At 49.0% G+C, this 12,665-nt stretch carries 15 protein-coding genes and 1 tRNA gene; 14 read left to right on the top strand and 2 right to left on the bottom strand.

The window, feature by feature from the left end; genetic code table 11:
* Nucleotides 1–5: 5 nt before the first annotated feature.
* Entirely contained in the window at nucleotides 6–770 is a 765-nt protein-coding gene (locus tag NYR52_RS11745; protein ID WP_132222469.1) for a thiazole synthase, read from the top strand.
* A 48-nt stretch (nucleotides 771–818) separates the two neighbouring features.
* Here NYR52_RS11745 and ftsW read toward each other — a convergent pair whose 3' ends face one another.
* Complete coding sequence (gene ftsW, locus NYR52_RS11740; RefSeq protein ID WP_132222467.1) at nucleotides 819–1,955, bottom strand: putative lipid II flippase FtsW; 1,137 nt, start codon at nucleotides 1,953–1,955, stop codon at nucleotides 819–821.
* A gap of 289 nt (nucleotides 1,956–2,244) precedes the next feature.
* Between ftsW and rodA the strand changes: the two genes are divergently transcribed.
* The 9 genes from rodA (at nucleotide 2,245) to NYR52_RS11695 (ending at nucleotide 9,388) form a co-directional block, all read left to right on the top strand.
* On the top strand, nucleotides 2,245–3,402 hold the full coding sequence (gene rodA, locus NYR52_RS11735; protein WP_054095977.1) for a rod shape-determining protein RodA: 1,158 nt from the start codon (nucleotides 2,245–2,247) through the stop codon (nucleotides 3,400–3,402).
* Between the two features lie 169 nt (nucleotides 3,403–3,571).
* Nucleotides 3,572–4,264 (top strand): zinc metallopeptidase, encoded by a 693-nt coding sequence (locus tag NYR52_RS11730; RefSeq protein ID WP_132222463.1) that lies wholly within the window; start codon nucleotides 3,572–3,574, stop codon nucleotides 4,262–4,264.
* A 148-nt stretch (nucleotides 4,265–4,412) separates the two neighbouring features.
* Nucleotides 4,413–4,970: a YhcN/YlaJ family sporulation lipoprotein gene (locus tag NYR52_RS11725; protein WP_132222461.1), complete on the top strand. Its 558-nt coding sequence runs from the start codon at nucleotides 4,413–4,415 to the stop codon at nucleotides 4,968–4,970.
* Nucleotides 4,971–5,368: 398 nt separating this feature from the next.
* Complete coding sequence (locus tag NYR52_RS11720; RefSeq protein WP_132222459.1) at nucleotides 5,369–5,665, top strand: DivIVA domain-containing protein; 297 nt, start codon at nucleotides 5,369–5,371, stop codon at nucleotides 5,663–5,665.
* Between the two features lie 15 nt (nucleotides 5,666–5,680).
* Complete coding sequence (locus tag NYR52_RS11715; RefSeq protein ID WP_132222457.1) at nucleotides 5,681–6,064, top strand: hypothetical protein; 384 nt, start codon at nucleotides 5,681–5,683, stop codon at nucleotides 6,062–6,064.
* A 139-nt stretch (nucleotides 6,065–6,203) separates the two neighbouring features.
* Entirely contained in the window at nucleotides 6,204–7,820 is a 1,617-nt protein-coding gene (locus NYR52_RS11710) for a peptide ABC transporter substrate-binding protein (RefSeq protein WP_259435700.1), read from the top strand.
* A gap of 299 nt (nucleotides 7,821–8,119) precedes the next feature.
* Nucleotides 8,120–8,485 carry a hypothetical protein gene (locus tag NYR52_RS11705; protein ID WP_259435699.1) on the top strand — a complete coding sequence of 122 codons (366 nt, stop codon included), beginning with the start codon at nucleotides 8,120–8,122 and terminating at the stop codon, nucleotides 8,483–8,485.
* Between the two features lie 94 nt (nucleotides 8,486–8,579).
* Nucleotides 8,580–8,650 (top strand) — tRNA-Gly (locus NYR52_RS11700).
* 105 nt (nucleotides 8,651–8,755) lie between these two features.
* Nucleotides 8,756–9,388: an O-methyltransferase gene (locus NYR52_RS11695; protein WP_259435698.1), complete on the top strand. Its 633-nt coding sequence runs from the start codon at nucleotides 8,756–8,758 to the stop codon at nucleotides 9,386–9,388.
* Between the two features lie 205 nt (nucleotides 9,389–9,593).
* Here the strand turns inward: NYR52_RS11695 and NYR52_RS11690 are convergent, their stop codons facing one another.
* A complete protein-coding gene (locus tag NYR52_RS11690) occupies nucleotides 9,594–9,887 on the bottom strand; it encodes a PGPGW domain-containing protein (protein ID WP_259435697.1) in 294 nt (97 codons plus the stop codon).
* A 101-nt stretch (nucleotides 9,888–9,988) separates the two neighbouring features.
* Between NYR52_RS11690 and NYR52_RS11685 the strand changes: the two genes are divergently transcribed.
* The 4 genes from NYR52_RS11685 to NYR52_RS11670 all read left to right on the top strand — a co-directional run bounded on the left by NYR52_RS11685 (nucleotide 9,989) and on the right by NYR52_RS11670 (nucleotide 12,649).
* Nucleotides 9,989–10,549 (top strand): beta-class carbonic anhydrase, encoded by a 561-nt coding sequence (locus NYR52_RS11685; RefSeq protein ID WP_132222449.1) that lies wholly within the window; start codon nucleotides 9,989–9,991, stop codon nucleotides 10,547–10,549.
* A gap of 15 nt (nucleotides 10,550–10,564) precedes the next feature.
* The gene (msrA, locus tag NYR52_RS11680; protein WP_259435696.1) at nucleotides 10,565–11,035 is read left to right on the top strand and encodes a peptide-methionine (S)-S-oxide reductase MsrA; all 471 of its coding nucleotides are present in this window, start codon (nucleotides 10,565–10,567) and stop codon (nucleotides 11,033–11,035) included.
* A gap of 119 nt (nucleotides 11,036–11,154) precedes the next feature.
* The gene (locus NYR52_RS11675; protein WP_375163151.1) at nucleotides 11,155–11,502 is read left to right on the top strand and encodes a CHY zinc finger protein; all 348 of its coding nucleotides are present in this window, start codon (nucleotides 11,155–11,157) and stop codon (nucleotides 11,500–11,502) included.
* Nucleotides 11,503–11,608: 106 nt separating this feature from the next.
* The gene (locus tag NYR52_RS11670; RefSeq protein ID WP_259435695.1) at nucleotides 11,609–12,649 is read left to right on the top strand and encodes a LacI family DNA-binding transcriptional regulator; all 1,041 of its coding nucleotides are present in this window, start codon (nucleotides 11,609–11,611) and stop codon (nucleotides 12,647–12,649) included.
* Nucleotides 12,650–12,665: the final 16 nt, after the last annotated feature.

Below are 12,665 nucleotides of genomic sequence, written 5' to 3'. Positions count from 1 at the left end.
GCCATATGCTCAAAATAGGAAATCATACATTTCATTCTCGTCTGTTTTTGGGAACTGGCAAATTCCCGTCGTTTGAGGTGCAAAAAAAGGCGGTAGACGCATCAGGCACGGAGGTGCTGACCTTTGCGGTGCGTCGCATGAATATTTATCAACAAGACCAGCCTAATTTTTTGGAGATGCTGGATTTGACAAAATATAAGCTCTTGCCGAACACAGCCGGCGCCCAAACGGTGGATGAGGCGGTGCGGATCGCGCATTTGGCCCGGGCTTCCGGTTTGTGCGACATGATCAAGGTTGAAGTGATCGCTGACACGAAGACCCTGTTGCCTGATCCTATCGCCACGCTGGAAGCGACGAAGATCTTGGTCGAAGAGGGGTTCACGGTACTTCCGTATACTTCTGACGACCCGATCTTGGCACGAAAACTGTGGGAAGCAGGTGCCCACGCGATCATGCCGGGAGGATCTCCTATCGGGTCAGGGCAAGGCTTGTTAAATCCGTTGTACCTCCGCTATATCATTGAAGATTCCCCTGTGCCTGTCATCATCGATGCGGGCATCGGTTCTCCGGCCGATGTGGCGCAAGCGATGGAATTGGGGGCTGACGGGGTGTTGTTAAACACGGCTGTATCGGGAGCAAAAGATCCGGTCAAAATGGCACAGGCGATGAAATGGGCCGTTGAAGCCGGACGGCTGGGCTGGGAGGCTGGGCGTATCCCCAAAAAGGTTGTGGCTACGGCCAGCAGTCCGACAGAGGGCATGTTGGACTGAGTGCATGAAAAAGGCCAAATCGGAATGCGCATCCGATTTGGCCTGGTTTTACATATGGACAGGTCGAGCGACGGTTGGGCGCTTGCTTGTCTTTTCTTTTTTGGTGCGATAGCGAGAGATGTTAAGCAACATGCCTAAGCCGATCATTTTGATAATCAGAGCTGTCCCCCCATAGCTAATCAGCGGCAGAGGAACGCCAGTCACGGGGAGCAGAGCAGTGACAACACCTAAGTTAAAGATCGATTCGATGGCCATCAAAGTGACGATCCCGATTCCGAGCAGTGTGCCAAATTGGTCGGGCGCCTGCAATGCGATCAACACTCCGCGCACGATGAACAGGATGAACAACAAAATCACAAACGATCCCCCGACAAACCCCAATTCTTCTGAGATGATGGAAAAGATGAAGTCGGTATGAGCTTCAGGCAGATAAGCGAGCTTTTGGATGCTTTCGCCCAATCCCACTCCTGTCAAGCCACCGGGGCCGATGGCGATGAGCGATTGAATGATCTGGTATCCTTCATCATTGGGATTGCTAAGCGGGTTTAATAATGTGTGCAGACGCTCGATCCGGTAATCGCTAGTCAGCATGATTAAAATCATGGCCGGGATGCCGGACATGAGCAATAAGGCTAGGTGCTTGATGCGCGCGCCGGAGCAAAAAATGATCACAAAGCAGGTGGTGACGATGATAACAGTTGCGCTGAAGTGGGGCTCCAACACCAACAAGGAAGAGACCAAGCCAATAACGATCAGCGGCGGTAACAAGGCCCGCTTGAAATTGTCCAACAGGGGTTGCTTTTTTACCATGATCGAAGCAGTATAGATGATCATGCCTAGCTTCACAAGTTCCGACGGCTGGAAATCAAAGAAGCCCAAGTCGATCCAGCGGCGCGCGCCGTTGCGTACTTCGCCGAACAAAAGTACGGCCAATAGGAAGAAAAGCGAAAGAAACAAGATAATCCCTACGTATTTGCGGTAAACTTGGTAGGGGATGTTGGAGACCACAAAAAACAGCACTAGTCCCAACAATCCGTAGACCAATTGCTTTTTGAAAAAATAGTATGAGTCCTGCAAATCCACATAGCCTTTAAAATAACTGGCGCTAAACACCATGATGAGGCCGATACCTAACAAGGTAAAAGTGATCAAAATCAGCCAAAAGTCAGGTTTGCCGCGTTTCATAACTACAATCTCCTTTTAGCGAAGAGTTATCCTTTATCCTAAATGGCGTGATGGTAAACGGCTCCGCCTCCCGGGATGGCGGGGAAACAGGAAAATAGGTTTACCAGCGCATGTTCGTTTGTTAAGCTGTGATTAGTTGTGGCGGGACTGAAGACAAGCGTGTCCGCGGGCGCAGGAGTTGTACCTGCAAAGCCGCGCACGGGGCGAATCGGCGTAGTACCGTGCGCTGTCGTCAGGAAGTGTCACAGGTGATGGTCAGACTCTGATTGCAATAAAGGGGCAAGGGATCATGAGAACAGTCCAGAAAAAGAGGTTCTTAATTCTTAACATTGATCCATTTATTATCATGATGGTATTGGTATTGGCAACTATCAGCATTGTTGCCATATCGAGCGCAACTTACACCGATGACCCCACTTATGTAAATAAGCAGATTGTATGGTATGTAGTGGGTTTTCTATGTATGTCTATTTTTCTCCTGTTGGATTATAAAATTTTGTCACAAGGGAGATTTCTGTACATTTTGTTTGGTTTCAGCGTGTTGCTGAACTTGTTGGTGATGGTGCCCGGTTTGGGGGTCGAGGTGAACGGTGCCCAGCTGTGGTTTCGCATCGGTGGTTTTCAGTTTCAACCTTCGGAAATGATGAAGCTGATCCTGATTTTGATTTTAGCCAAAGTGTTGGCGGAGAAAAAGGGTCACCCTTGGTCCGACCTGTCTTCTCTTGGGCGCATTTGCTTGTTGTTTGGGGTGCCGTTTCTCATTATTTTAGCACAGCCTGACTTGGGGACGTCACTCATCCTCTTCGGTATTCTGCTTAGCATGTTGCTGGTGAGCGGACTCGATTGGAAATGGTTTGTGAGCGGGCTTTTGGTCATTGGTTCAATCGCGGGCAGCGTTCTTCTTCTATATGTTACAGACTCTCCGCTGTTGCACGTCATTCTTCAGCCGCACCAGGTCAAACGGATTCAAATTTTCATCGATCCGGCATCTGACCCGTCGGGAGCGGGCTACCAATCAACACAGGCAAAGATCGCGATTGGCTCCGGTATGTTACATGGCAAGGGCTTCCATCAAGGGACGCAGGCGCAAGGTAATTGGATACCAGAACCGCACAATGACTTTATTTTCGCTGTCTATGCAGAGGAATTCGGCTTTATCGGCGCCAGCATTCTCATTTGCGCCTATCTGCTATTGATATACCGCATGTTGGTTGTCGCCTTGCGTTCGGATCACCTATTTGGAACCTATATTGTGGCGGGAGTCATGGGGATGTTTGTGTTTCAAATCTACCAAAATATCGGAATGACGATCGGCTTGATGCCAATCACGGGAATCCCTCTTCCCTTGATTAGCTATGGGGGCAGTTCGTTGTTGACGCAAATGCTGGCGATTGGATTTGTGGTCAATGTGGGTATGCGCACCCAGACGGATGCACTGTCTTTTTGAAATGCATATCACTTCATGGCACCTATGGCTTAGAAGCCCGGGTGCTATTTATTCTGTTTTGGAATTGGAAAAACAAACCTATATTTTTACAAATTATTGATTTCTATCAAATCGCTGTCATGTTTTTAGATGAAACGGGGTAAGGTTATGATAGGGGGGAAGGACAGAGATGATCAATGCATTGTTTGGTTTCACATTTGTTGTCGGTTTGGCGTTGACCCTATGGGCTCAGTGGAGAGTGAAAAGTAATTTCAACCGCTGGTCGCGGGTCGCAGCCAGATCGGGAATGACCGGGGCTGAAGTTGCTCGGCGCATTCTTGATGACAATGGATTACACCATGTACCTGTTCAAGTGGTGCCAGGACGTTTGTCGGACCATTATGACCCGACCGCGCCTGCTGTCCGCTTGTCCGAAGATGTCTATTATTCAAACTCGATTGCGGCTATTTCAGTGGCGGCGCATGAGTGCGGCCATGCCTTGCAACATAAAGAGTCCTACGGGGCATTGGTATTTCGCCACCGCATGGTTCCGGTACTGAACTTTACATCCGGAGCGGCGCCCTTCCTGCTGTTTGCTGGCGTTGCTTTTCGTATGGCCGGCCTTCTGGTGTTGGGTCTTATTTTCTTTTCCACAGTGGTTCTTTTCCACTTGGTGACTCTGCCTGTGGAATTTAACGCCAGCGCCAGAGCCAAACAAATCATGGCGCGGCAAGGGTTTATCAACGGTGTGGAGGAAGAGCGGGGAGTCAACCGGGTGTTGGGTTCAGCTGCATTCACCTATGTTGCCGGAGCGTTGGTCGCTTTGATGGAGTTGTTACGATATATTGTGCTTTTGCTTTTGCAAAATGGCAGTGATGATTGATACGGGAAAGCAAATGGGCTTTCCCGTTTTTTTTGCCAATAACCTCCTTAGTTTCCTGATTCTCTACTGGCGATTAGACACATAATCGCCGGGGCGCAACCCATACTAACCCTGAGCGGAACCAGTTGAACCAAGGGAGGCAGATCGCGTGAACAGTAGAAAATGGATGACGGGCGCAGTAGCCGCTGGGCTGTTGGTAGCGACATTGACCGGATGTGCTACCAATAACAAAGAAGCGGTGGAAAAACGGCAAGATCAGGGCATGCGGACAACGAGAGTAACCGACCGGACTTACAGACAAATCAATCGTCCGGAGTATCCCAATGTCGCCAGAAACCGCTATGACACCTTGGATGACAACATGGCGCGGGGGGTTCGGTTGGCAGACAATGTGGCGTACGAAGTGGCCCGCATGCCTCAAGTGAACTCCGCCTCGGCGATTATCATGGGCCGAACCGCTTACCTTGGAGTGATGCTGAAAAAAAGAGTTGGGGACGGGAAAATATCCCAAGACCTAAACCGACAAATTTCCGCTCGGGTGCGTGCTGTTGATCCTAGCATCCGCCGCGTGTATGTGTCGCAAAACCCTGATTTTGTCAAGCAGATGAACAACTATGCCCAGGATTTGCGACAAGGTCGCCCAGTGCAAGGTTTTTTCAAAAACTTGATGGATATGATTCGGCGGACTTTTCCGGAAGCCAGATAATGGATTTGGGGGCGGGAGAATTTCAACCGCCCTTTTATTGTTTCTATAAAAATCACTGGGTGTTTTGTCATTTGGCCGTTGGTTGAAACAGCAGGGTTGAGCGGCCGTGGCGGAAGCCGGATTGATTCGATCAGGGCATGATGAAAGGGGACGCATTGGTGTAATGGGTTTTGTAGGGAGTCATTATAAGAAAATGGGCTGGAACCGTGTCATTCCAAAAGGAAAAATGAACTTTTAATAAATTTCACTCTTCCTTAGAAACGGAATCTTGGTTATTCTATAAAATAAGATGGGATATATTCATCAACGCATCTGAATCTTCATACAAAGAAGATGTTTCATCGAAAATGTTTTTATATAATGAATGTAAATGGAATGCAAAGGGGAGCGTGTTGTAGATGAAAAGAATCACTCCGATGGAGATCTTTAATAAAGATTTCAAGCATGCCATAAGAGGGTACGATATCGAGGAAGTGAATGAATTTTTGGATTTAATCATAAAAAGCTATGAAGATGTATTGCAGGAAAACGAATATTTGAAGGAACAGCTTAAAAAGGCCAAAAGTGCCGCCGGCCGGCGCACAGGTAACACCGCGCCACATGCGGCCGTTGGTAATAGCGGCGGGGAATATGACGAAGTGATTAAAAACATCCTTAACCGGTTGGAACATCTCGAATCATTGGTGCTCAGATAAAAGGGGGATGGCGATTTGTCCAAACTTCAGCGTTTTTTCAGCGGCGTGGTGGAAACCAGTGACGATGCCAAGGAGAACGCGTTGCGAACAAGGTATTACCGTGACCGTTTGTCAAACGCCGTGGCCGCGCTCAAACAGATTCCTGCTCAAGCATCTCGCTTTCGGCTGATTCATGTTGATAGTACCAGAGGTGAGGTGATGCTGGAATATGCCAATGGGTTGGGATTGAAGCATGATTTGGTGGTCACTGTGATTGAGGTGTCGCCGATGCGACTGGCGGTAGATGTGCATGCGGCTTTGCGGGCTCGTTTTGTTGATATGGGATGGAATGTACAGGCGATCAGCATCATCTATGCCATGCTGGATCGGCAGTTGGCCAAGGATGAGCGGTTGCATTGAAGGTGGCATGAGGGGTGCGCCTGCGCACTTCTTTTTTCGCAAAAATATTCAGTTTATTCTATTTATATAATATAATGTGTTTATTACGTCATTTATTGCGAAAAGTGAAGGGATTGGCGAGGGAAAAGGGGGAATCGATGTGAAACGGATTGGATTTATATCGTTGCTTATCCTTTTAGTGGCAAGCGCATGTCTTTCCGGTTGCACCTCTGGGGCCGGCCAAGGCACGGCGGACGACAAGACATTGCAATTAATTTTGAGCGGTGAACCAACTTCGCTTGATCCGGCTGATGCGTTCGACTCTGATACTTTGGACGTGACACACAATTTGTTTGAAGGGTTGATGCGCTTGGACAAGGCGCACAAGCCGCAACCAGCCGTGGCGGACAAAGCGGAGTTGAGCGCAGATGGCCTTTCTTACACATTCAAGTTAAAAAAAACTTATTGGTCCAATGGCGATCTATTGACAGCCCATGACTTTGAGTACGCTTGGAAACGTGCGCTCAACCCGAAACGAGCTTACCAGACCGCTTTTTTGTTTTACTTCATCGAAGGGGCGGAGGAGTATAACACAGGCAAAGGTACGGAAGACCAGGTTGCCGTGAAAGCGGTTGATGACATGACGCTAGAGGTAAAATTGAAACAACCCACTCCGTCTTTTTTGGAATTGGTGTCATACCCTGCTTTTTCACCGGTTAACCGAAAAGTGGACACACAAAATGCAAATTGGCATGCCGAAGCGAAAACATATGTGAGCAATGGCGCCTTCAAATTGGCCGAATGGAAGCACGACGCTGAACTGAAGGCGGAAAAAAATGAAAAATATCATAACAAAGACAAGGTGAAGCTGACTACCCTCCATTACACTGTCATCAACGATAACAAGACCGCCTACACGATGTTTAAAACGGGTAAGTTGGACGTCGTGTCAAAGTCGCAGGTTCCAGCCGACTTGGTTCCTTCCCTGATGGAGAGTGGAAAGCTAAAACCATCTGATGGGAACGGACTCGCTTTTTTCCGGTTCAATGTGGAAAAAGAGCCGTTTACCAATCAAAAAGTGCGTAAAGCGTTTGCCCTTGCCATTGACCGTAAAACCATTGCTCAACAGATTATCGCCGGGGGAGAGCAACCCGCTTACGGCTATGTGCATCCATCGGCGCCTAACGATTTTCGCCAAATCGGTGGCAATTTGATCCAGGATAATCAGACCGCCGAAGCGAAGCAGCTGTTGGCCGAAGGGATGAAAGAAGAAGGTTGGGACAAATTGCCGGAAGTTACTTTGCTGTACAGCAATTCTAATGAGAAGAATAAGAAAGTGGCGGAAGCCGTCCAAGAGATGATCCGCAAAGGCTTGGGTGTGAACATCCGGTTGCAGGCCAAAGAGCGAAAAGTGTTCTTTGCCGATGAGCGGTCACAAAATTACAAGATGTCCTTGTCCAGTTTTTTGGCCGATTATAACGATGTGTACAACTATTTGGAAAGCTTCCAAACGGGACATTCCATGAATCGAACCAATTGGAGCAATGCTAAATACGACGAGCTGTTGAAGGAAGTGGCCAATACGGCAGATATCAAAGAGCGAGACCGGTTGCTCCATGAAGCGGAAAAAATCCTGATCGAGGAAGCACCATTGACGCCTTTGTATTTCTATACCAATGCGGTAGTGGAGCAACGTGGGATCACCGGCATCCTTCGACATCCGGTAGGCCCGTCAGATTATACGCAAGCCGACAAGGTGAATGATGGTAACGATTAATATGTGTGGGAATAAAGACGGATTCCCAGCTGCTTCCTATGCGTCGGGGGCGCTCACTTTATACCACTTATGCGCCAACTCGGATCGCTGGATACCTGTTTACCTGTGCTAGGTGGCAGACGCCGTGAGCAATCGAAAAACCATTTGCAAATAAGCCTGTTCAGGGTTCCCCTGGAAAATAAAAAGTCCGCGAAGTATTCCCGCGGGCTTTTTACTTTTTCAAATGGGGTTTATTAACAGGTAGAGCCATAGGAAAAAGGAGCATACTAACTGCAGGATAGCGAGAAAGGAGGGGTAAGATGGCTGACAGACCAAATCAACATACAGACGAAGAAAGACGCGTGTCCAAATTGGATCATGATGAGGAAGTGGCGGCGGAGTTTTCACCAACTCCTGCGGGCATTCCCATTCGTACCAACAACAAGGAACGCAATGAGAGGGAAGGTGCGGATACGGAGAACAGCGGGGTGGGACTGGGAATTACCGCGCTTATTTTGGCAGTGCTCTCCTTTTTTATGTTGCCGTTCCTTCTCGCGCCGGCGGGAATTATCATCGGTGCGATTGCGGCACGCCGTGGGAGCAGTTGGGGAATCTGGGCGGTTGCGGTCGGCATCATCGCGGTGATTGTTTCCTTGATCGTTTTGCCATTTCGGCTGATATTTTAAGCACCCCAAAAAGCTCCCGCTTTGGGGGCTTTTTGTGCTTGCCAACAGATTGGTTCTCTGTTAAAATATTAAATGTCAGCGAACATATTAATATGCGGATGTAGTTCAATGGTAGAACTCTAGCTTCCCAAGCTAGCAGCGCGGGTTCGATTCCCGTCATCCGCTCTCACATTTTTTGGGAGAAGAGATACCTGCAAAGGTATCTTTTCTTTTTATTTAACGCTAAAATTAATTTGTAGGGTCACCAATACAATAAAGGGGAGAAGTTTCTTGCGGGAACAAGAATATGTTCGTTCGCTATTCGCCCAAGAGGATGAAGTGTTGAAAAGCATCGCACCCGGTTTGGATGAGCGGGGTATGCCGCAAATATCGGTGCCGCCGGAAGTGGGCAAAACCCTATATCTGTTGGCAAGGTTATCCGGAGCCAAACGTGTATTGGAAATTGGAGCGCTGGGCGGATACAGTACGATCTGGCTGGCGCGTGCACTGCCTGCGGACGGGCAAGTGATTTCGCTGGAATTGAAGGAGGAACATGCGGCATTCGCGCGGGAGAATGTGGCCAAAGCCGGGCTGGCAGATCGCGTCACGATTATGGTGGGTGATGCCAAAGAGAGTTTGGCTAAGCTGGTGGAAAGTCAAGAGAAATTTGACTTTTTCTTTCTCGATGCTGACAAGCCCAACAATCCGTACTACCTGGAACAAGCGATTGCATTGGCTTCGCCCGGCGCGGTGATTGCTTGCGATAACCTTTTTCAAAGAGGCCGGATTTTTGATGAATCTTACCAAGGGCCTGCTCCAGTGACGATTCGTCGGTTCAACCGACAACTAGCCGAAGATCCGCGGTTGGAATCCATTATCCTGACCATCGGGGACGGTTTGGGCGTGTGTCGCGTCAAAAAATAAAAACTTCCCTGTGATGGGAAGTTGCCTTTAGTGCTACGGAACAAGTGTAGGCGCTTATTACTGAATCGGCGCCTACTCTGCGAATTTTGCAGGATGGGATGTGTCAGTGTTCAGCAAGTCATGCCAAATATCGGTGGATAGCGAAGACACTGCTCTTTCAAGGTGCGTTTTCGCGCGTGAAGTGGAAAAGGGGTGGCAACAGCTTTCATTCTTGGTCGGGGGAATTTGCACCCCAATTGCGTTTTCTCTTGTTGGGAGGAATGATCCAACCTTCCACTCGATGAATCCAAGAGTCGAATGTGGCCGACAGCTCGGGGTAACGCGATTTCAAGCGTTCCAGCCACCGCTTGGCCCAAGGGGAGCTTTTTGACAAAAGATAAAGCCCGATCAGAAGGAAGAGGATGCCCTGTAAAAACGGAAGGAATAATCCAAGCACGCCGAGAATGAGAAAAAACCAGCCAAAAATGTTATAGAGCAACATGCGTTTCGTCGAATTCATGCAACGAATCGAACTCCTTTGATGCGTGTTTTTTAACAGTATACCCGAGCTGCGCATGGATGAATATGAAGGATTTTTGGCAATGAACTGGGGGGATTCTGATGAGCCAATTGGAAAACATCTTGCAACATAATCGCGAATTTGTGGAGAATAAAGCTTATGATCCATATAAAGCAAACCGATATCCCCTCAAGAAGCTGTTGGTCGTCACTTGCATGGACACGCGATTGGTGGAATTGCTTCCTCGGGCGCTCAACCTCAAAAACGGGGATGCCAAAGTGTTGAAAACAGCCGGTGCGCTGATTTGTCAGCCATATGGTAGCATCATGCGTAGCGTGTTGGTGGCTGTCACGAAGTTAGAGGCTCAGGAGATCATGGTTGTCGGCCATCATGATTGCGGTATGGTCGGCTTGACAGCGGAAACGGTGTTGGAGGAATTGAACGAACGCGGCATCACGGACGCTGATCTTACCCGCTTGAGCGAAGATGGGGTGGATGTAGGCACATGGCTGCGCGGGTACAAAGATGTGGAGACAGGCGTGATGGAAAGTGTTAAAATGATCCAAAACCATCCTCTGTTGCCCAAAGATGTGCTTGTGCACGGATTGGTGATCCATCCGGAAACCGGAGAATTAACCTTGCTTCACGATGGAAGAAAATGAGTGGAGGGTATGGATATGGCATTGGCGACATTTGGTGCAGGATGTTTCTGGGGAGTAGAAGAGACGTTCCGCAAACTGCCGGGCGTTTTGAACACCGCCGTCGGTTATATGGGTGGGACGAAAGAAAACCCCACATACGAAGAAGTGTGCACAGATAAAACAGGACACGCAGAAGTGGTACAAGTCGAGTTTGATCCGGAACAAATCACGTATGCAGATCTGCTGGATGTGTTCTGGAACAACCACAACCCAACCACTCTCAACCGTCAAGGCCCCGATGTGGGCACTCAGTACCGTTCCGTCATTTTTTATCATGAAGAAACGCAAAAGAAACTTGCGGAGGAATCTAAGCAAGCGTTGGATCGCTCGGGTCGCTTTAAAAATCCGATCGTCACCCAAGTGGAACCGGCTACGACTTTTTGGCGGGCTGAAGAATACCATCAGCGCTATCTGCAAAAGCGTGGCATGGATTCTTGCCATCTGTGACGCTACCCCTAACCGTGATGGGTTGCTCCTTATTTGGGGTGGTTCGCGGACTATAACTTGGACATGGGCTGCCCTCTTTTGGGCTGGCCCATTTTCGTTTTCAGAAGGGAGATGGTCCAGTGGGCGAGGTGATTATTCACGGAGCTGTTGTCGACGAAGAAACCCGATGCGTCCACTATCGTAGCGAGCGGGATATCATCGCGATTCGTTTTGCGTGTTGCGGTCGTTATTATCCTTGCATCAAATGCCATCAAGAGGCGGAAACCCATTTGGTCAGAACCTGGAAACCGGAGGAGTGGGATCAAAAAGCGGTCTTTTGTGGCAGTTGCAAACAAGAGCTGTCCATACGGGATTATCTTTCAGCCGCAGGGGCTTGTCCGTCGTGTGGCCGATCGTTTAATCCAGGGTGCCAAAAACATTGGCACCTGTACTTTGAGATCGGGCAACAGTTTGGATGTCCACGGTAAAACCTTTTTCGATCGTTTGCAAGCTGGTTTAGCGCTGTTTAACCAGAAAATGTGCGGCAACTGGAGTATAATGAAGGTGAACAATGATGGGTGAAGGAGCGCTTTTATGGTTACAATCAAAGATGTTGCAAGACGGGCGGCTGTTTCCCCTTCAACCGTTTCCCGTGTGATCGCGGGAAGCAACCGGATCAGCCTTCAAACGAAGCTGCGTGTGCAACAGGCGATGGAGGAATTGAATTATGTTCCCAACGCTATTGCTAGAAGTCTGGCCAGAAGCCATACGCGTACCATCGGTTTTACAGTTGCCAGGCAAGCCGATGAAGCTTTTGCCAACCCTTTTTTTTCAGAAGTGATGAGAGGGATGTCTACGGTTGCCCAAGCGCGTGACTACAATATATTGCTGTCGATTAATCCATCCGCGGAAGAGGAGCGGGAAAAATGTATGCGCTTAATCAAAGAGCGGCGTGTCGACGGGATAATTGTATCCACCTCCCGGATGAAAGACCGCTTGATTGATGCCTTGGCAGAAGAACAGATTCCGTTTGTGCTCATCGGACGAAGTGCGGAAAAGCCCGTGCTGTCGGTCAATAATGACAATGTACAAGCGGCACGAACGGCGACCATCCACCTGTTTGAACAAGGCTATGAACGGGTCTTGTTTCTTGGTGGAGACCGCCGCCTTGTGGTGACGCAAGATCGCTTGGCCGGTTACAAGCAAGCATGTTACGAATGGCAACGCGCATATGATGAAGCCTATGCGCTTGAAGCGGAGTTTTCGATCGAAGGTGGGTACCGGGAGCTTTTGGAAGCAAAAGAGAGAGGGATTGCCTTTGACGCTGTGCTGGCGGCGGACGATTTGTTGGCACTGGGCGCGTTCAAATACGCTGAGACAAGCCATTACCGGGTACCTGAACAATTGGGTGTGGTTGGTTTCAATGACTCGCCGCTCCTTTCGTTTGTAAGCCCCCCGATGACCAGCGTCAGAATATTGGCATACGAATTGGGGATTGAGGCGATGGAGCTGTTGATCGACACGTTGGAAAAACCGGCCAAGGCGGGGATGAAAAAAGAGATTCTGCTCCCTTCTGAACTGATCGTGCGCGCATCAAGTGTTCGAAGCGGGGGAGAGAAGACTGCCGGAAGGTAAGGAAGGTATGCTAGGG

The sequence above is a fragment of the Laceyella sacchari genome (assembly GCF_024927925.1).
GTDB lineage: Bacteria > Bacillota > Bacilli > Thermoactinomycetales > Thermoactinomycetaceae > Laceyella > Laceyella sacchari.
Note: the sequence above shows the minus strand (reverse complement) of the source record. Positions and strands in the feature narration are given on the sequence as shown.

Excerpts from the sequence above, each read along its gene's own strand:
- NYR52_RS11745 (WP_132222469.1), top strand. The coding sequence starts at position 6 with ATGCTCAAAATAGGAAATCATACATTTCATTCTCGTCTGTTTTTGGGA.
- ftsW (WP_132222467.1), bottom strand. The coding sequence starts at position 1,955 with ATGAAACGCGGCAAACCTGACTTTTGGCTGATTTTGATCACTTTTACC.
- rodA (WP_054095977.1), top strand. The coding sequence starts at position 2,245 with ATGAGAACAGTCCAGAAAAAGAGGTTCTTAATTCTTAACATTGATCCA.
- NYR52_RS11730 (WP_132222463.1), top strand. The coding sequence starts at position 3,572 with ATGATCAATGCATTGTTTGGTTTCACATTTGTTGTCGGTTTGGCGTTG.
- NYR52_RS11720 (WP_132222459.1), top strand. The coding sequence starts at position 5,369 with ATGAAAAGAATCACTCCGATGGAGATCTTTAATAAAGATTTCAAGCAT.
- NYR52_RS11705 (WP_259435699.1), top strand. The coding sequence starts at position 8,120 with ATGGCTGACAGACCAAATCAACATACAGACGAAGAAAGACGCGTGTCC.
- NYR52_RS11690 (WP_259435697.1), bottom strand. The coding sequence starts at position 9,887 with ATGAATTCGACGAAACGCATGTTGCTCTATAACATTTTTGGCTGGTTT.
- NYR52_RS11685 (WP_132222449.1), top strand. The coding sequence starts at position 9,989 with ATGAGCCAATTGGAAAACATCTTGCAACATAATCGCGAATTTGTGGAG.
- msrA (WP_259435696.1), top strand. The coding sequence starts at position 10,565 with ATGGCATTGGCGACATTTGGTGCAGGATGTTTCTGGGGAGTAGAAGAG.
- NYR52_RS11670 (WP_259435695.1), top strand. The coding sequence starts at position 11,609 with ATGGTTACAATCAAAGATGTTGCAAGACGGGCGGCTGTTTCCCCTTCA.